A 16,885-nucleotide genomic window follows, 5' to 3' on the forward strand; every position below is an offset into this window, starting at 1 on the left:
AATAAACTATCGGTTACTAAGGCAGATTTTTCAAATTTTGTGAACGAACAAATCATTATTTTCATGTTTTTATGCTTGAACCTTTTAAAGGTATAGCGATAAAAACGCTAAGCTAGGCGCGCTTCTCCTCTTCTAATCGTGATTTGAGATAATCGAGGAACAGCTTAGTCCGGGTATGCTGATAATCCAGCTTTGGATAGTAGGCATATACAGTGGCTTTATCCGCTGTGATATCGGGCAGGATAGGGACTAACGCGCCGGATTTGAGATCATCTTTGATCATGACGTTGTTCGTCATCAAAATACCCATGCCTCTTTTGGCACCATGAAACAGCGCTTCTGGGTTGGTCGTGGCAAAGTTACCGGACAAGCTGATACGTTTGCCTCGATTTGTTTTGATTTCTCGTGAGGGTTTTTCTCCCCAAATCAGGACATTATGCTCTGTCAGATCCTCAACGCATTGTGGGGTGCCGTATTTATTTAGGTAACTAGGCGCAGCGTAAAACTGGGCTTTATGTTCGAAAAGCGCAGTGGCTTTGAAACTCAGAGAGTTCAGTTGCTCTAATTCCCGGCTAATAAACAGGTCTAAGCTTAGCTCTGGCAATTGACCTGGTAGCGTTGTTGTTAATTGAAGTGTGATATCTGGATATTTATCAAGAAAATCATCAAGATAATGAACTAGAAATTTAGAACCAACGGCCAACGTTGCCCCAATCTTTAATAGCCCCGCTGGTGATTGGTTGACTGAGCGAGTTTCATCTAATACCGATTGCCATGAATCAAGCTGACTTTTTGCTCGTTGATAAAACAGAGCACCAGCTTCAGTTTGGCTAATTGAGCGGGTCGTACGTTTGAGTAGTTGAACGCCAATTTTATCTTCTAGCCATTGAACTCGCTTACTGATAGCTGAGCTGGTGGTATTGAGTTTCCGCGCTGCGGCATTAAAGCTACCTTCTTCGACCACACGAATATAACTCTTCACGCTTTGAATCCAGTCCATTGTATCTCCTTGGGAATTAATTCCTTTCCAACTTAGCTGATTATCATCTTTGAGTATCAAATATACACTGTTTGCCATCAATCTGTCACAAAATAGGAGGAACGTTTGCGTAAAACACCATTGTTATTAGCGATGATGATCATTGCCACAGGCCAAGTTGGCGTTAGTATTTATCTTCCTTCTTTGCCATTGATTGGTCATGACTTGAATTTGCCGCAACATTCGATTCAGAATCTCGTCACGCTATTTCTCGTTGGCTTCGGTATCTCTCAGCTTTTTTACGGCCCATTGTCTGATGCGATTGGTCGTCGGCCGGTGTTTATTCTGGGGCAAAGTGTATATCTAGTTGGTACGGTTATTTGCATCGCGTTTTCGGACAACATTGTTGCCCTTGAAGCGGGACGGTTACTGCAAGGCCTAGGAGCGGGCAGCGCTTCGGTACTTGGTCGGTCAGTACTGCGTGATAGTTATGACGGTATGCAACTAACCAAAGCGCTATCTTATATTTCAGTCACTGCTTCAGTGATGCCAATTATTGCTCCGCTGTTTGGTGGCTGGATCGCTTTTCACCTGAGTTGGCATGCTGTCTTCGTGTTTGTGCTGATTTACTTAATGGCAATTTTTACACTTGGTTTATTAGTGCTGCCAGAAACGCTGCCTTATCCGAAGAGAAAATTTAAAGTAGGCGAAGTAAGCGCGAACTATTTGCGTCTGTTAACGAATACACAAGTGATTGGTAGTGCGAGCTACAACTGGCTTAGTTATTTATCGGCTCTGGTTACGCTCTCCTTGTATCCATTTTTAATGCAACAAGAGTTAGGATTAACGGCGGCAGATTACGGCTCTTTGATGATCATACCGTCAGTTGGTTTGCTGACGGGTAGCTTAGTGCTGAATTTGATCAATGCTCGTTACAAAGCTCAGCAAATCTTGCTGATGAGTTTCGCGATTGTTGCTGTTGCTGGCTTCATGTTGTTGGTTACCCCCTTCAGTGTATTTTCATTGCTGACGGCATTCACGTGTTTAAGTTTTGCCCAAGGAATGTCATTCCCGGTATCGATCAGTTTGCTACTTTCCCCACATAAGCAACAGGCAGGCGCGGTTTCTGCGCTATCTGGTTCTATTCAAATGTGTTTAGCAGGTTTGTTTGGTGGGTACTTAGTAGACTCATGGGTTACGAATCAGCAGCAGCTTGGGGTGTTTTATTTGTTTATTGCGTTACTTTCTTGCTTTGTTCTTGTACTAAGCCAATTTCGTAAAGTGCCAGAAGGGACGGTTCAAGCAGAAACTTCCATCTGAATATACTTGCAACCAGAAGGTCGGCTTTCTAAAATGCGCAGCTAAATTAAGTCTGGCCTGTTGTGTATATTGAATGACTTGGTTTGAAAGGAAGAGGGCGAACCTTGATACTTCTCTCAAGCTTGGAATACATTTCTGCCCAATGGCTATCCGATCTCTAATCGTTAGGTGAAAGAATGCAACAAAACGAATTTGAAACACTGGTAAAAGAAATTACTCAGCAAGAAAGCATGCCAAAGGCACTTGAAATCTTGAAGGCGTGTGAGGAAGAAGAAGTTGCACAAGCGGCGCAATCCCTAACGGGTCAGTTTGGCCTTGCAGAAGTTGATGGTGAGAAACGTATTTACCATATTACCACTCAAGAAGATGAGTCCGGAGAAGAGCAAGAATACGTAGAGCACGTCATGAATGAAGGCGATCACTTGATCAAGTTTGCTGCGTGGTTCTTTGAAACATTCTTTGAAATCAAACAGAAAGATACGTACGTCGCAGCGGGAAAAACATACCAACAACCTAAGCGATAGACGCTCATTTCAAGAAATCCACGAAAATCAAACTGAAAGTTAATTACAAAATAAATGTGACTGGAGTCTTGTTTTTATCTAATTGTGGTGTAAAATTACAACATAGTTAAGTCAATACATTCAGGAGAAGGTCATGGGTAACGAACTTGGTGGTGCTTATATTGGCCAGATGATTGCAAAAGACGCGATGCACAAAGCGCTTTACGGTAAAGCGAAGAAGAAAAAAGCTTCTGTTTTTGCTCGTGTTATTAAAAAACTGGCGAAATAATTTAAAAAGCCCTGATTGAAAAATCAGGGCTTTTTGCTTTTCTCTGTTTTGTTGTTAGTAAGTAGCCAACATATTGCACTACATTGGCAAAACGCTACTCAAAGACTGATGACATTTAAATCTAGAATTACGCGGATTGGCTTGGTATCTCCACAACATTGTTAGGCACTTTATCTAGCCCCTTTGCTGATAACCACTTTTCTAAATCGTCAGCGCCTCCAATATATTTTCCATCTAACCAGATTTGCGGCACTGTTACCGGTGTTTTTTCGCCAATGATGGCTTTTACTTCAGGAATCATGCGGTATAAGGCGGCGCTGTCTTTAACTACATCATGGTACTCATACTGAACGCCAGCCTCGTCAAGTAATTGTTTGGCTTTGACACAGTAAGGGCAAGTTGCTTTACCATAAACAATGTTGCCTTTTAGCTCATCGCGTTTTACCCACTCAGCAATAACAGACTGTACAAGCACACCCCGATTCAATGCTTCTCCTTGACTGATAACTTTCCCTTCGACAAGAAGAATGGGTGCATGCCAAGCACCAGCTTTTAATGGTTCCCACCAGTGCGATAACCAATCTTTTACTTCAAGTTCAACGGGCACATCGGCTAGTTCGTTTTCAAAAGTATCCTTTAAAATATCCTTGGTTAATGTACATTCACCACAAGGAATATTGACTTTGAATGGGCCCCAACTACCAGCCCAGCGATACAGTGTAATTTTGATTGGTTGACTCATATGGGTTCCTCATTTCCTTTCCTGAAAATATAGAACTTTTAAATTAGATTTTTCTTTCAACTAACTTTGTCTTTTTCGCTTCCCAATGCGTAATAAACGCAATAGATGCAATAATAATCGCAGCACCTAACCATAAACGACCAGGTGGCACCCAACCAAACACCAACCAACCAGCAACAACATTCAAAGGCAGTTTGGCGTGATCAAATGGTTGCACAAATGAGGTGTCTGCTACTGCATATGCTTTAACGATAGCCCACTGAGCGAGTGCTGTAAGTGCACCTGCGGCTAAAAGCACACCCCATATCGTCCACGTATCTGGCATAGTAAACGTCGGTATCGCTAACAAGATATTAAATGGCGTTATCAGCAGTAACAAATAGACGACCATGGTTGAAGGCGGATCGTTTACCGACATTTTTTTAACCATTAATGAATACGCTGCCCAGAAAAATGCGGCGCCAACAGGGAGCAGGGTCGCCCATGTAAATGAGTCTGCCCAAGGCTCAAGAATGATCATGGCACCAACAAACCCCGTCAATGTAGCGAGCCAGCGTGCAGTACCTACTTTCTCTTTGAGTAACAAGCCAGAACCAACTGTGGCAAATAACGGGGAGGTCATGAGAAGTGCAATACCTTGCCAAATTGGAACTGGGTAAGCGAGAGCCCATAACCAAAGTTGAATCCCGATAACAGAGAGAAAAATGCGGAATGCATGCCAGCCAAAGTGTTGGGTTCTTAAAGAACGTCTAATCCCAAGTGTACGTAGGTAGGGCAGAATAACAAATAAGGCGATTGCATATTGGAATAACGCAAATGTGGTGGAGGAGACACCAAAGTTGATGCTAGCAATTTGGGCGAAGCTGTTCACTATGGCGAATGCCAAGCCAGCTGTTAGCATCCAGGACGCACCTTGAACAGGATGATGATTCAATTGAAAAATTCCAGTTTGATAGAGGTGGCGGGATCATACGTCCTATTGTTTTTCGCGCCAATAAAAAAATGCCTCCCAGAGGGAGGCGACATTACCAATTCAAAGGACGTGCCTGTTATAACAGGTACAAAGAACGAGAAGCACAAACGCTGCCATGCATTTGCATAAATAATATTGCAGAACACGTGCCAACTTTTATATGTTTGATTTTAAATGGTTTTTTGGTTTTTCTATGTTGTCGATTAGATGAAATGCACTAACTTAGTGATCAATCGCATTAAAAGAGGGCAGAAGTAGGCGTCGTTACGCTCGTTTTTCATTGCTGAGCGATGCTTGGATAGTGTGAAAACTTATCGAGTTGTGTTGGGTTAAATAAAAAATGGCCAGCAAAGGTGCTGGCCAAGTGGACTCGCTCTTAGGACAAGAGTGAATTAGAAATCGTAACGTACGCCTAGGCGCAGTGTATCTTCGCCTTCTGTTACTAGACCTGTTGTTGCATCTTTTGCTTCATCAAGTTGGTTGATGTAGTAAGACAGGTAAGTACGGAAGTTGCTGTTTAGTTTGTAGTAACCAACAAGCTCGATACCTTCAACGGTGTCGTACTTTGAACCGTTGTCTGGATCATTCTCTTGAGCTGTGTATAGAGCTGCAAGTGTCACTTTGCTTGCTACTTTGTAGCTTGCGACTAGCTCGTAAGCCGTAAAGTCTTCAGAGTCAGTCAGGGAACCTTGAGAATAAGTACCTGCTAGGTAAAGGTTGTCCATCGAGTAAGCGATACCACCTAGAATTTGATCTTCAGAGTTATCTTTATCTACATCGCCACCAGAGTATGCAAGACCAAAGTCGAGGCCCATTGGTAGTGAGTACATTCCAGAGATGCCGTATTTATCTTCGTTATCGCTAGAGTTTGCTTGGTAGGTTGCTTGAAGTTGTAGTGCATCAAACGCCCCACGGTATGCGAAAACGCTGTCTTGCTTATCAGACGACGAATCAATAACTTGCTGAACACCAGAGAATTCAGTGATATCCGTCATGTCAGAGATGATGACTGCAGCCATGTCTTGACGACCTACAGAGAAAGCACCGATATCAGAGTCGACGCCTGCATACATGTAGCGGTTTTTGAATTCACTCTTGCCCGTTTTTTGTTCGGCTTCGTAAACACCGAAAGCAGAAAGACCGTTGCCGATGTCTGTTTTACCTTTTAGGTTAAGACGAGCACGGCTTTTATCTTCCATAGAACCTTCAACTTCAGCACCGTCTGAACCGATGAAGTCACCACGAAACTCAACGCGGCCGCCAACTTTTAATTCAGTACCGTCGTTTTTGTATACAGTTGCTGCGAATGATGGTGCTGATACCAATGCTGTAAGAATTGCAGTAGTTAGTGCTGCCTTTTTCATTTTCTTATTACCCTAGTTGTAATCGATGGGCTTTCTTGCCCGATGTGTTGATGACGCTAAGGTAAAGGCTGAAAATGAAAGATAGATTTCTGTTAAGTTATGATTTGATTGCACTTTTATTGCTGGCAAGAATATGTGCCCCTTCTCATACCACTTATAAAAAGAAAGGTTTATCTTTTTTGAGGTTTTTTCCTCTCCGTTAAAGACTGTGTTTTTTTCAAAAAGTTCCTGAATTGCTTCTTGACCCTAAATGTAAGTAAACATTTCAATTTGGCAGGGAAGTTTGGCCTAAAAATAGCGAATCATCAGCTATTTGTGAGCTAACTCTCTCTAAAGCATTTCTTATTGTAAGGTTTTTATTTCTCGATTTCTTGAAGGCTAAGTAAACGATTGCTTTTTAGGTTTTGTCTGAGATCTTTTCACTCGGTTGTCAGGAACTAATCAAATAAAGTGTCGGCAGTTGTTACACAAAGGTAAAACTAATCTGGTGGAAACGATGCCTCGGATAGCCTTTGTATTCCTCTCTTTGTTCATCATTTCGTTTTTACGAAAGTGAACCAAAGCCGGGTCTAAAACTGACTAACCAACTAATAAGTAATGGATTTAGAAATGAATAAAAAATTATTAGCAGCGGCAATCGCGGCAGCAACCTTCGGTACTCAAGCAGTTGCAGTGGAACTATATAATAACGATGGCACAACATTTTCGATGGGCGGCCACGTTTCTGTTAATTTAAATGGATCAGAGCAAGGTGACACGGATGTGGGTACTAACTCTCCTCGTATCAATATCTCTGCGACACAGGATTTGGGTAATGGCTTCACCGCAGACGCACGTGGTGAATGGGCGCTAAACTACTTAGACGGTGGTGAAGAGTCGTTTAAAACTCGTCTAGGTTACTTAGGTGTAACGCATGAGGTTTATGGTCGTGCAGTAGGTGGTACGCAATGGTCACCTTACTACGATGTCGCAGGTATTGCAGATATGCCAATCGCGTTTGCCAACGACTTCATCTATGACGATCATGGAAACCTTGGCACTGGCCGTGCGGATAAAATGCTTTCTTACCGTAATGCCATCGAGCTGGGTGAAGCGGGTGTGATCAACTTTGGTCTTGGTTGGCAGGGTGCAAACGATGATTACACGCGCAACGATGCTGGAGTTATAACTGGCGGTGCTAAATACGATGACCGTGTGCAAGCTGCGCTTTCTTACTCAATCATGGGCGCTAAAATCGGTTACTCTTACAATGGCGGCGATTTCCAGCACCCTGCATATGCAGGTAAGCACACGGCGGAATCACACGTTGTATCAGCATCTTACGGTGCGTACGGCCAAGGCCTATTCCTTGCTGCAGTTTATGGTTCAAACGAAAACATGAACTTCAGTGCAAAAGGTGACCGTTTAGAAGAAAGTGATGCGTACGAGGCGATCATCGCATACGCTCTGGCGAACAGCCTAAACTTGAGTGTTAACTATGAAATGGTGGAAGGTAAAGAGTTTAAGAACTCTAAAACAGAAACTGCTCGTGAAGAAATGGCACTACAAGCAGAATACAACTTCACGCCTAAATTTGTTGGTTACGCGGGTTACCAGTTTGACCTAAATGACGACAATGGTCGTGAAACTGATGACAAATGGGCGTTAGGTGCTCGTTACTACCTATAATAGGGTTTAGCGAGAACTATTATTCAAGCTCATTGATCTAAAGCCAGCCTCGTGCTGGCTTTTTTGTCTATTTGTTTTACAAATACTTTGCTGTTTCAATTAGATGATACAAAATTCAAAACGGGGTGAATGTCTTATTTTTTACACTAGAGGTTGCTATTTAGTGTCGTTAAGTCAATAGGTTAGATTATGATGGGATTTTTGTTTTGCAGGGAAGAATGATGAGTGTTATTCAAGTTGAAGAAAAGAAAGTAGAAGTGGGTAAAGTGCTTTGTGTTGGACGAAATTACGTTGAACACATTCATGAGCTTAATAATGCAATGCCTGAGCAAATGGTTGTATTTAATAAACCCGCAACCTCCGTATCAACAACTCTGCGTTCATTCCATCAAGAGCCCCTTCATTATGAGGCTGAAATCTGCTTTTTGATCAAGGATGGACGTTATTCAGCGGTTGGTTTGGGATTGGATCTGACTAAGCGTGGTTTGCAATCCTCGCTTAAAAATCAGGGGTTGCCGTGGGAGCGAGCTAAGGCATTTGATGGCTCTGCTGTGTTTAGTCGGTTTGTCTCTTTGGATAACATTGATATCAATGATCTTAACCTTGAGCTCTTAATCAACTGTGTTCGTGTACAAAAAGGTCACGTTAACCAAATGCTCTATCCGCCGCTAACTATCCTGGATGAATTAACCAGTTACACAACACTTCAAGATGGCGATGTAGTGATGACTGGTACACCAAAGGGCGTTGGTGAGGTACATAAAGGTGACATCTTCCTTGGTCGATTAAAGTGTGGCGATGTCACCTTGTTGGAGATTGAGTGGTTGGCGGATTAAAGCCAAATTCGTAGAACGAGAAATACCACCATACTGATAACCGTCGTTAAAAGAACATTTTTAGTAAAATACGCGATTAAAGCAGCCAGTACGGCAGCCAGTAAAAATGGGTTTTGCACATTGACGCTGAGCTCCCCATCGGGAATGAAAACGATCGGTGCCCAGATCGCAGTCAGTACTGCGGGGCTAGCGTAATTGAGTACTTTTTGAGTGCGCGTCCCTAATCGCAATGGTAGCTTGGGTTCTAAAAACAAGTAGCGGCTGGTGAAAACAAGTACCGTCATCAGCAAAATAGCCAACATGATCATTAGCGTTTCTCCTTTACTTGTTCCGCAAAGTAACCAGTAAGCATGGCTAAAATGCTCGAAATCATCAAACTTCCCTCAATTTGATAATAGGTTAGGGCAACTGAGCTCACCAAAGCCACAATAACACTCGCGAGCACCGCTGCATTTTTAATGGTGGGTACTACTATCGCGATAAAAGTAGCGGCTACAGCAAATTCCAAACCCATTTCGTTCAGTTCAGGGATTAGACTTCCCGCAATAATGCCCGTCAATGTCGCGACATTCCAAAACAGGTAAAAACTCAGACCAGCCCCAAGTGCATACCAGCGATTAAATTGTTTATCGGAATGGTGGCCTACAATCGCAAACAGCTCGTCAGTAAGTAAGAAGCCGAGTGATAATCGCCATTTTAGAGGGAGCGGTGCAATTTTACTGCGCATCGATACACTGTAGAGGAAGTGTCGAGAGGTGATAAAAAACGTTGTCAGTAACATGGTCACTAGACCTGCTCCCGTTTTAATCATTCCCATCGCGACGAGCTGTGCAGAACCTGCGAACAAAATGGCGGATAGTGCTTGTCCTTCCAAAGGGTGAAGCCCAGTATCAATTGCGAATGAGCCTGCGAGTAAGCCCCAAGGGAGCACTGCGATACTCAGAGGCATCATCGCAAGTGTACCTTGCCAAAATAGCGTGGCTTTTGATTCTTTTTTTAACGGCAAAGTGTGGTCCATAGTTTCTTCTTATTTATTCCTAAATCAGATTACCAAGATAGCTCGGTAGTCGCATAACGCCTTGTACAATATTGCTGCTTTAGCTGTGACGGACGTATTGGCCGGGAGTGACGCCCATGGCTTTTTTAAAGTGTCGATGCAGATGGCTTTGATCATGGAAGCCGCATTCTTGTGCCACGTCTGAAATTTTTTGTCCCATTTTTAGTAGCTTCTTCGCCATACGTAAACGTTGCTGAATTTGATAGGCATGAGGCGGAAAGCCAAATTGCTTTTGAAATTCTCTCAGCAGATGAAAAGGGCTTAATCCAGACAGCTTCGCGAGTTCTTCTAGTGAGACGTCCGTTTGTGGAAAGTCTTCCAAAAATTCTCTGACGAGCTGCACTTGTCGCTGAGCTCTGGTTGATTCTTTCAGTGGTGCCCGATGAGTGCTGTGTTTACTGGCTAGCTTGATCAACGTGCCGTAAACTAAAGTTTCTCTCAATAAACGGTTGTCTGATTTTTCTAGTGTTTCAAATACCAATCGTAACTGACTAGCCAGTTCAGGATCGTAAACCACAGGTTGAGGGAAATAGGGCAGAGCTACGTTTGGTGAGCCAAGCTCTTGTCCTAAAGTTTGAAACTGCTGAGGTACGGGGTACATTGCTTTGTATTCCCAGCCGCCTTCCGAGGCTGAATGCCCGTTGTGTACTTCATCTGCATTAACAAGGATGATGCTGTCCTGTGGCGCGATATGATTCCCGCCCGTCCTAAAAAATTGTTGTGCCCCTTTTTCGATGACACCAATAGTGTAACCTTCGTGGCTATGGCGTGAAAAATTCTGCTTCTCATACTTTGCATCGAGAAGCTCTAAACCTCCGAGCTCTTGAGCTATCTTGAAGGTAGCGATTTCCTTATTCTTTTCTTTCATCTTTATCCGGTCTGCTCAAGAAAATCATTTTAGAAGTGTAACGGATCCATCGTGCTTATTTTTGTACAAAATTGCTATTCGATTTTGATAAACAGGCGAATTGATTGCTATTTCTCATATGGGCAAACTATGATTTTTATTTTTTGAGTTATCTTGGCTATTTTGGGCTGGATGATGTCATTTTGTTGGTATAACATTCGCCGCCTTGTTGTAGAAAAGCGGTTCCATCATGATTGATTTATCTGTACTTCCTGTTTATCTCACCGCAGTAGTGGCTTTGTTGCTGTTACCAGGGCCCGATATGTTGCTGATAGCGAGCTCAAGTATGAGTTACGGTAAGAAGGTCGGTCTTTTTGCTAGCTTAGGCAATGCGACGTCTGGTGTTATTCTTACTTTGCTTGCTGCGATGGGCGTATCTACCCTGATTGCCATGAGCCCAATAGCCCTTAAAGTCCTTCATCTATTAGGTGGCGCTTACTTGCTAAAAATGGGTTGGGACTGCTTACGAGCTGAGGCATCTTCGGCTCCAGAGCTTGATGGTCAAAACAAAATGGCATCAACTTATTATCAACGTGCTTTGATGAGTAATTTGCTTAACCCTAAAGCCTTGGTCTTTTTTGTAATGTTTTTACCGCAGTTTGTCTCAAGCAATATCACGGCATCTTCCGGTGAGCAGATGCTAGCGCTAGGGTTATTGTTGAACGTTCTTGGCTTGTCATTCAATTTATTACTTGTTGGGTTAGCAGGCACATTGGGCAAAGGGCTGCTCGAGAACGAAAAATTCCGCACGTATCAACATAAACTAATGGGGTTAGTGTTTGTTATTCTGGCGTTGTGGATGCTGAGTAGTTTCGCCTTGTAAAGTTATCATATTCCATCAGAAAGCCAGCAATTGCTGGCTTTTTGTTTTAGGATATTGGTGTTTCCTAAGGAGAGGATATATGAAGCTTGAATTTTGTTTAAATCCAGATCAAACAGACCTTGATTTTGTTCGTGAAGGTATTCGATCTTATAACCGACTGCATTTACCTGAAGGGGAAGTGCATGCTGTAGGCTGTTTCGCAAAAGATGAGAATGGCAAGATCATGGGTGGCTTGACTGGCGAAATGTTTAAAAATACGGTGTTTGTTGAGTTTTTGTGGGTAGACGCTGAAAGTCGAACCTCTGGTCTCGGTAGCCAATTAATGTCGATGCTAGAACAAAGAGTAAAGCCTCACGGGGTTACCCATGTTTATTTGGATACCTACAGCTTTCAAGCTCTTGAGTTCTATCTCAAATTAGGTTTTGAGAAAGTGGGGCAGTACTCAGGCTATCCTGCAGAGGGCATCCACAAGTACTTTCTACAAAAGGAAATTGTAGGCTAGGGAAAAGCACGGGTTAGCTTGACTTGTTCTAGTCAAAATCAAAAAAGAGGCGCGAATTTGCGCCTCTTGTTGTATCAAATATCTATGTTTCCCTTTGACTTACAAACTTTGCTGGTGCGCGTCGATAAGTTCGTTCATCTTCGCTTCTGCTGCTTGCTGTGCTTGTTCATAGCTCATATCCGCAGGGAAGAGGTTGATGACTTCGTAGTAACATTTTAGTTTTGGCTCAGTACCAGAAGGACGAACAATCACGCGTGATTGATCTTCTAGGTGATAAATCAATACGTCACTTGCTGGTAAGTCAATGGATTCTTCAGAGCCGTCGTCAAACATGCGAACCGATGTTTTAAGATCTTCGGTTACTGCAACTTTTTTACCAGCAATCTCTGTTGGTGGATTGGCTCGGAGTTTGTCGCCGATTGGTGGTGAGTTCGGGTCGAGAGCAATGCTGCGTTGCGCGTTGAAGTAGAAACCGTGCTCGCGGTACAGCTCTTCCAGTTTATCCCACAGTGTTTTGCCTTGCGCTTTAAGCTTGCCTGTTAGCTGTGAAAACGCGACGATTGCAGATAAACCATCTTTATCCCACACCTTGTTACCCACGGTATAACCGAGCGCTTCCTCATAAGCAAACAAGAATGGGTTGGTTTCTGTCTCTTGTTCCATGGCAACGTTAGTAAGCCATTTAAAGCCAGTTAATGTTTGATAGTATTGTGCGCCATGCGCCTTAGCGATGCTGCTCAGCATTCTTGAGGATACGATGGTGTTGCCAACCAAAGCGTTAGGTTGCTGTTCCAACAAGTAATCGCCAAACAGTGAGCCCACCTGATCACCCGTTAGCATTTGATACTCGCCATCTGGGCGTTTAACTGCCACGGCAAAACGGTCCGCATCTGGATCGTTAGCGCAAGCGATATCGGCATCTACGGACTTACCTAACGCCATCACCATATCCATTGCACCGGCTTCTTCAGGGTTTGGGAAGTTGACGGTTGGGAAGCTTCCATCAGGTTCGCGCTGTTCCTTAACACTTGCCACTTTTTGGAAGCCTGCGTCGGCAAGTAGCGTTTCCGCCATATTCGCGCCAACGCCATGCATTGCAGTGTAAGCGATAGAAATATCGGTGTTGTTGTCAGGAGTAAGCAGCGCGTTTTCATTCATTGTCTTACGGTAAGTTTGGTAGTAGTCGTCTTCCAACCAAACTAACAAACCGTGCTGTTTTGCATCATCGAGAGACATTAAAGGTAATGGCTTCGTTGTTGCGTCATCAATTTTCGCTGCGATTCCAGAGTCGTGCGGAGGAATAATCTGTGCGCCATTTTCCCAATATACTTTAAAGCCATTGTATTCTGGTGGATTGTGGCTGGCAGTAACAACAACAGCGGCCGCAGCATTCAATGTACGGACACCAAACGCAACAATTGGGGTTGCTGCAACTTCATACGTTAGGTAAACCTTGATACCAAGGGCCGTCAGTACGGATGCGGTATCATGCGCGAATTGTTTTGAATCGGGACGACCGTCGTAGCCAATAACGACACCACGACTCGCGGCATCTTTGACTTGCTCAAGCAAATAGTTCCCTAAACCAGTGGCGGTCTCTTGAATCACCAAGCGGTTCATTCGGTTTGGACCTGCGCCCACTTTGCCACGTAAGCCTGCAGTCCCAAAGGCAAGGCGTGAGCCAAAGCGATCAGTAAGTTCTTGTTCATTGTTCGTATCGACGAGGTGTTGTAGCTCTTCACGAGTCTTAGGATCAGGGTCTCGTTCTAGCCATTGCGTAATTAGTGCTGTCATATCAGTCATTCCTTAGTAGGGGGAGCCTACTTTCTTGGACACTTCGTTTGGTAAGTATCTCAATGTTTTCTTTTAAATCAATGTAAATGGTTCTCAATTACATTTCAAAGAGGGCAATCGATAAACCGAATTAATTTTTCTTATCCGAACAAAATTTAATCATATTTAATTTCTTGAAGAACCTTGGAACTATAACTAGCCTTTTAACATAAATATAACAAACCGTGTCGAAATCGTAGTTTTTGTGATTTTTCGTAAAGTTGTTCGATATTTGCATCGGGACGCAAGGAAGCTCGCGTAGGCGTAGCGGCTGAGCAGAGGAGAGATCTTTTGAAAAGATTAACGACTACTCTAGCCTTATCACTGAATGTGATTTTAATCACATTTTCCTCTTTTGGTTGGTCAAAGGAAAATGACTACAACATGACAAAAGGGGTCACAGAGATAAGTGGGCAAGTGTATGAATTACATATGCTGATTTTCTATATCTGCTGTGTAATTGCTTTGATTGTTTTTGGTGTGATGTTCTATTCCATCTTCCGTCATCGCAAGTCAAAAGGAGCAGTTGCCGCACATTTCCATGAAAGTACAAAAGTGGAAATTATTTGGACGGTCATACCCATCATCATTCTTGTCGCTATGGCGATTCCCGCAACAAAAACTCTAGTAGCAATGGAAGACACAAGCCAATCAGATATCACGGTCAAGATCACAGGCTCGCAATGGAAATGGCATTACAGCTATTTTGGCGAAGATGTTGAGTTTTTTAGTTTGCTTGCCACCAGCCAAAAACAAATTGATGGAATCGAAGCTAAAGGCGCACATTACTTACTGGAAGTAGACAACCCTTTGGTGTTGCCTGTGAATCGCAAAGTGCGTTTTTTGATGACTTCTGATGATGTCATTCACTCTTGGTGGGTACCGGACTTTGCCGTCAAGAAAGACACCATTCCAGGTTTTATTAATGAAGCATGGACAAGAATTGATGAGCCAGGCGTATATCGCGGTCAGTGTGCGGAGCTATGTGGTCGTGCACATGGATTTATGCCAGTGGTGGTGCATGCGATGGAAGAAGAAAAGTTCGATGAATGGCTAGCGAGTAAGAAGGAAGAACTCGCACTTCAAAAAGCGGCGGCACAAGAAGCGCTCTCTCAAGACTTATCTATGGATGAATTGATGTCGCAAGGCGAATCGATATACACGGCGCGTTGCGCTGTGTGTCATCAGGCAAATGGTGAGGGGATTCCGGGTGCATTTCCCGCGATTAAAGGCAGTCCTATTGCAACCGGAGATGTTACAGAGCACATAGATATTATTGTCAACGGTCGCCCGGGCACCGCAATGCAGGCTTTTTCTAATCAGTTAAGTGACAAAGAAATTGGCGCGGTTATCACATATCAACGAAATGCATGGGGCAACGATACTGGCGATACAGTGCAAGCATCCGATGTGAATGCCTTTAAGGCACAAGGCAGTGCTAAGGAGGAAATATGAGTAAGCCAATAGATAAGGCAGTGAAGTCTGCGCCAGCAGAAGCCAGTGCGAACAGTACCATTGCGATTGATGATGGTCACGAGCATCATGCACCCCAGGGCATCACTCGTTGGTTGTATTCTACAAGCCATAAAGACATAGGCACCCTCTACCTTTGGTTTAGCTTTGCGATGTTTCTAACAGGTGGTGCGATGGCTATGATCATTCGTGCCGAACTGTTCCAGCCAGGGCTACAGCTAGTCGATCCGCAGTTTTTTAATCAAATGACCACGGTACACGGTTTAGTGATGGTATTTGGTGCGGTGATGCCAGCATTTACGGGTCTTGCTAACTGGATGATCCCGATGATGATCGGCGCTCCTGATATGGCGCTGCCGCGCATGAACAACTTGAGCTTTTGGATCTTACCTTTTGCATTTCTTATTTTGTTGAGCTCGTTGTTTTTACCTGGCGGCGGTCCTGATTTTGGTTGGACGTTTTATGCTCCGCTGTCCACGACTTATGGACCAGATAGCACTGCGCTGTTTGTATTCTCTGTGCATATCATGGGTATCAGCTCCATTATGGGCGCGATCAACGTTATCGTGACGATCGTAAATATGCGAGCTCCGGGAATGACTTGGTTCAAGTTACCAATGTTTGTTTGGACTTGGTTAATTACTGCTTTCTTGTTGATCGCGGTTATGCCGGTACTAGCGGGGGCAGTGACCATGGTTCTTACTGACAAATATTTCGGGACTAGCTTCTTTGACGCAGCTGGTGGTGGTGACCCGGTAATGTTCCAACACATCTTTTGGTTCTTTGGTCACCCAGAAGTGTACATCATGATTTTACCGTCGTTTGGAATCATTTCCGCCATTCTGCCTGCTTTCAGTGGTAAGAAGCTGTTTGGTTATCATTCGATGGTTTACGCGACGTGCAGCATTGCATTGTTATCTTTCCTTGTGTGGGCGCACCACATGTTTACCACGGGGATGCCAGTTTTTGCTGAGCTCTTCTTCATGTATTGCACTATGCTGATTGCGGTACCAACGGGGGTTAAAGTCTTTAACTGGGTTGCCACCATGTGGCGTGGAGCTCTGACATTTGAAACGCCAATGTTGTTTGCCATTGCCTTTATTGTGCTTTTTACTATTGGCGGCTTCTCGGGACTGATGTTGGCGATTGTGCCGGCGGATTTCCAATATCATGACACTTACTTCGTGGTTGCCCATTTCCATTATGTGTTGGTATCTGGTGCGGTATTCTCGATCATGGCAGCAGCATACTACTGGCTACCTAAGTGGACGGGCAATATGTACGACCACAAGCTGAGTTTATGGCATTTCTGGTGCTCAATTATTTCCGTCAATGTCCTGTTTTTCCCAATGCACTTCCTAGGCTTAGCAGGCATGCCAAGGCGCATACCGGATTACGCCATTCAGTTTGCTGATGTTAATCAAATAGTATCAATTGGTGGGTTTGCATTTGGGTTGTCACAACTGATCTTCTTATGGTTGGTGATCAAGTGTATTCGTGGCGGGGAGAAGGCTTCTGCAAAACCGTGGGAACGTGCGGAAGGCTTAGAGTGGACAGTGCCAAGCCCTGCGCCGCATCATACGTTTACTACACCGCCTAAGATTGACTAGCAAAGA

At 43.8% G+C, this 16,885-nt stretch carries 17 protein-coding genes; 9 read left to right on the forward strand and 8 right to left on the reverse strand.

Annotated elements, in window-relative coordinates:
- Positions 1-112: 112 nt before the first annotated feature.
- Positions 113-1,000 carry a LysR family transcriptional regulator gene (locus tag R7P80_RS16355; RefSeq protein ID WP_054730258.1) on the reverse strand — a complete coding sequence of 296 codons (888 nt, stop codon included), beginning with the start codon at positions 998-1,000 and terminating at the stop codon, positions 113-115.
- A gap of 105 nt (positions 1,001-1,105) precedes the next feature.
- Between R7P80_RS16355 and R7P80_RS16360 the strand changes: the two genes are divergently transcribed.
- The 3 genes from R7P80_RS16360 to R7P80_RS16370 all read left to right on the forward strand — a co-directional run bounded on the left by R7P80_RS16360 (position 1,106) and on the right by R7P80_RS16370 (position 3,091).
- A complete protein-coding gene (locus R7P80_RS16360; RefSeq protein ID WP_017821607.1) occupies positions 1,106-2,299 on the forward strand; it encodes a multidrug effflux MFS transporter in 1,194 nt (397 codons plus the stop codon).
- A 176-nt stretch (positions 2,300-2,475) separates the two neighbouring features.
- Positions 2,476-2,823, forward strand: coding sequence for a hypothetical protein (locus R7P80_RS16365; RefSeq protein WP_005375501.1), 348 nt, complete (start codon positions 2,476-2,478; stop codon positions 2,821-2,823).
- A gap of 133 nt (positions 2,824-2,956) precedes the next feature.
- Entirely contained in the window at positions 2,957-3,091 is a 135-nt protein-coding gene (locus R7P80_RS16370) for a hypothetical protein (protein WP_017635854.1), read from the forward strand.
- A gap of 127 nt (positions 3,092-3,218) precedes the next feature.
- On the opposite strand, the gene R7P80_RS16375 is transcribed toward R7P80_RS16370, so the two are convergent.
- The 3 genes from R7P80_RS16375 to R7P80_RS16385 form a co-directional block, all read right to left on the reverse strand.
- The gene (locus R7P80_RS16375) at positions 3,219-3,833 is read right to left on the reverse strand and encodes a glutaredoxin domain-containing protein (protein ID WP_005385185.1); all 615 of its coding nucleotides are present in this window, start codon (positions 3,831-3,833) and stop codon (positions 3,219-3,221) included.
- Between the two features lie 43 nt (positions 3,834-3,876).
- Positions 3,877-4,734, reverse strand: a complete 858-nt coding sequence (locus R7P80_RS16380) for a DMT family transporter (protein WP_225491742.1) — start codon at positions 4,732-4,734, stop codon at positions 3,877-3,879.
- A 464-nt stretch (positions 4,735-5,198) separates the two neighbouring features.
- Entirely contained in the window at positions 5,199-6,170 is a 972-nt protein-coding gene (locus R7P80_RS16385; RefSeq protein WP_005375535.1) for a porin, read from the reverse strand.
- A 609-nt stretch (positions 6,171-6,779) separates the two neighbouring features.
- Between R7P80_RS16385 and R7P80_RS16390 the strand changes: the two genes are divergently transcribed.
- Both R7P80_RS16390 and R7P80_RS16395 read left to right on the forward strand, forming a co-directional pair.
- Entirely contained in the window at positions 6,780-7,838 is a 1,059-nt protein-coding gene (locus R7P80_RS16390) for a porin (protein WP_064354590.1), read from the forward strand.
- 221 nt (positions 7,839-8,059) lie between these two features.
- Positions 8,060-8,674 carry a fumarylacetoacetate hydrolase family protein gene (locus R7P80_RS16395; RefSeq protein WP_225491765.1) on the forward strand — a complete coding sequence of 205 codons (615 nt, stop codon included), beginning with the start codon at positions 8,060-8,062 and terminating at the stop codon, positions 8,672-8,674.
- Here the strand turns inward: R7P80_RS16395 and R7P80_RS16400 are convergent.
- The 3 genes from R7P80_RS16400 to R7P80_RS16410 all read right to left on the reverse strand — a co-directional run bounded on the left by R7P80_RS16400 (position 8,671) and on the right by R7P80_RS16410 (position 10,599).
- On the reverse strand, positions 8,671-8,982 hold the full coding sequence (locus tag R7P80_RS16400) for an AzlD domain-containing protein (protein WP_005385193.1): 312 nt from the start codon (positions 8,980-8,982) through the stop codon (positions 8,671-8,673). The two genes, R7P80_RS16395 and R7P80_RS16400, sit on opposite strands and share 4 nt — an antisense overlap.
- Positions 8,982-9,692 carry an AzlC family ABC transporter permease gene (locus R7P80_RS16405; RefSeq protein WP_225491741.1) on the reverse strand — a complete coding sequence of 237 codons (711 nt, stop codon included), beginning with the start codon at positions 9,690-9,692 and terminating at the stop codon, positions 8,982-8,984. The genes R7P80_RS16400 and R7P80_RS16405 overlap by 1 nt, the downstream gene beginning before the upstream one ends.
- A gap of 79 nt (positions 9,693-9,771) precedes the next feature.
- Positions 9,772-10,599 carry an AraC family transcriptional regulator gene (locus tag R7P80_RS16410; RefSeq protein WP_005385198.1) on the reverse strand — a complete coding sequence of 276 codons (828 nt, stop codon included), beginning with the start codon at positions 10,597-10,599 and terminating at the stop codon, positions 9,772-9,774.
- A 229-nt stretch (positions 10,600-10,828) separates the two neighbouring features.
- Here R7P80_RS16410 and R7P80_RS16415 point away from each other — a divergent pair, with 229 nt between their 5' ends.
- Both R7P80_RS16415 and R7P80_RS16420 read left to right on the forward strand, forming a co-directional pair.
- Positions 10,829-11,461 carry a LysE family translocator gene (locus tag R7P80_RS16415; protein WP_005375522.1) on the forward strand — a complete coding sequence of 211 codons (633 nt, stop codon included), beginning with the start codon at positions 10,829-10,831 and terminating at the stop codon, positions 11,459-11,461.
- A gap of 79 nt (positions 11,462-11,540) precedes the next feature.
- A complete protein-coding gene (locus tag R7P80_RS16420) occupies positions 11,541-11,963 on the forward strand; it encodes a GNAT family N-acetyltransferase (RefSeq protein ID WP_213866240.1) in 423 nt (140 codons plus the stop codon).
- Positions 11,964-12,062: 99 nt separating this feature from the next.
- On the opposite strand, the gene R7P80_RS16425 is transcribed toward R7P80_RS16420, so the two are convergent.
- On the reverse strand, positions 12,063-13,757 hold the full coding sequence (locus R7P80_RS16425; RefSeq protein WP_171344123.1) for a phospho-sugar mutase: 1,695 nt from the start codon (positions 13,755-13,757) through the stop codon (positions 12,063-12,065).
- 330 nt (positions 13,758-14,087) lie between these two features.
- On the opposite strand from R7P80_RS16425, the gene coxB reads away from it, so the two are divergent.
- Together coxB and ctaD are read left to right on the forward strand one after the other, a co-directional pair.
- Complete coding sequence (coxB, locus tag R7P80_RS16430; protein ID WP_005385208.1) at positions 14,088-15,251, forward strand: cytochrome c oxidase subunit II; 1,164 nt, start codon at positions 14,088-14,090, stop codon at positions 15,249-15,251.
- The gene (gene ctaD / locus R7P80_RS16435) at positions 15,248-16,879 is read left to right on the forward strand and encodes a cytochrome c oxidase subunit I (RefSeq protein WP_005375510.1); all 1,632 of its coding nucleotides are present in this window, start codon (positions 15,248-15,250) and stop codon (positions 16,877-16,879) included. The genes coxB and ctaD overlap by 4 nt, the downstream gene beginning before the upstream one ends.
- Positions 16,880-16,885 lie beyond the last annotated feature (6 nt).

This window comes from Vibrio sp. 2092, assembly GCF_033339635.1.
In the GTDB taxonomy this organism is placed as follows: Bacteria; Pseudomonadota; Gammaproteobacteria; order Enterobacterales; family Vibrionaceae; genus Vibrio; species Vibrio alginolyticus.

Coding starts and splice junctions, on each gene's coding strand:
- R7P80_RS16390 (WP_064354590.1), top strand. CDS start 6,780: ATGAATAAAAAATTATTAGCAGCGGCAATCGCGGCAGCAACCTTCGGT.
- R7P80_RS16385 (WP_005375535.1), bottom strand. CDS start 6,170: ATGAAAAAGGCAGCACTAACTACTGCAATTCTTACAGCATTGGTATCA.
- R7P80_RS16400 (WP_005385193.1), bottom strand. CDS start 8,982: ATGATCATGTTGGCTATTTTGCTGATGACGGTACTTGTTTTCACCAGC.
- R7P80_RS16405 (WP_225491741.1), bottom strand. CDS start 9,692: ATGGACCACACTTTGCCGTTAAAAAAAGAATCAAAAGCCACGCTATTT.
- R7P80_RS16355 (WP_054730258.1), bottom strand. CDS start 1,000: ATGGACTGGATTCAAAGCGTGAAGAGTTATATTCGTGTGGTCGAAGAA.
- R7P80_RS16375 (WP_005385185.1), bottom strand. CDS start 3,833: ATGAGTCAACCAATCAAAATTACACTGTATCGCTGGGCTGGTAGTTGG.
- ctaD (WP_005375510.1), top strand. CDS start 15,248: ATGAGTAAGCCAATAGATAAGGCAGTGAAGTCTGCGCCAGCAGAAGCC.
- R7P80_RS16425 (WP_171344123.1), bottom strand. CDS start 13,757: ATGACAGCACTAATTACGCAATGGCTAGAACGAGACCCTGATCCTAAG.
- R7P80_RS16365 (WP_005375501.1), top strand. CDS start 2,476: ATGCAACAAAACGAATTTGAAACACTGGTAAAAGAAATTACTCAGCAA.
- R7P80_RS16380 (WP_225491742.1), bottom strand. CDS start 4,734: ATGCTAACAGCTGGCTTGGCATTCGCCATAGTGAACAGCTTCGCCCAA.
- R7P80_RS16410 (WP_005385198.1), bottom strand. CDS start 10,599: ATGAAAGAAAAGAATAAGGAAATCGCTACCTTCAAGATAGCTCAAGAG.
- R7P80_RS16415 (WP_005375522.1), top strand. CDS start 10,829: ATGATTGATTTATCTGTACTTCCTGTTTATCTCACCGCAGTAGTGGCT.
- R7P80_RS16395 (WP_225491765.1), top strand. CDS start 8,060: ATGAGTGTTATTCAAGTTGAAGAAAAGAAAGTAGAAGTGGGTAAAGTG.
- R7P80_RS16370 (WP_017635854.1), top strand. CDS start 2,957: ATGGGTAACGAACTTGGTGGTGCTTATATTGGCCAGATGATTGCAAAA.
- R7P80_RS16420 (WP_213866240.1), top strand. CDS start 11,541: ATGAAGCTTGAATTTTGTTTAAATCCAGATCAAACAGACCTTGATTTT.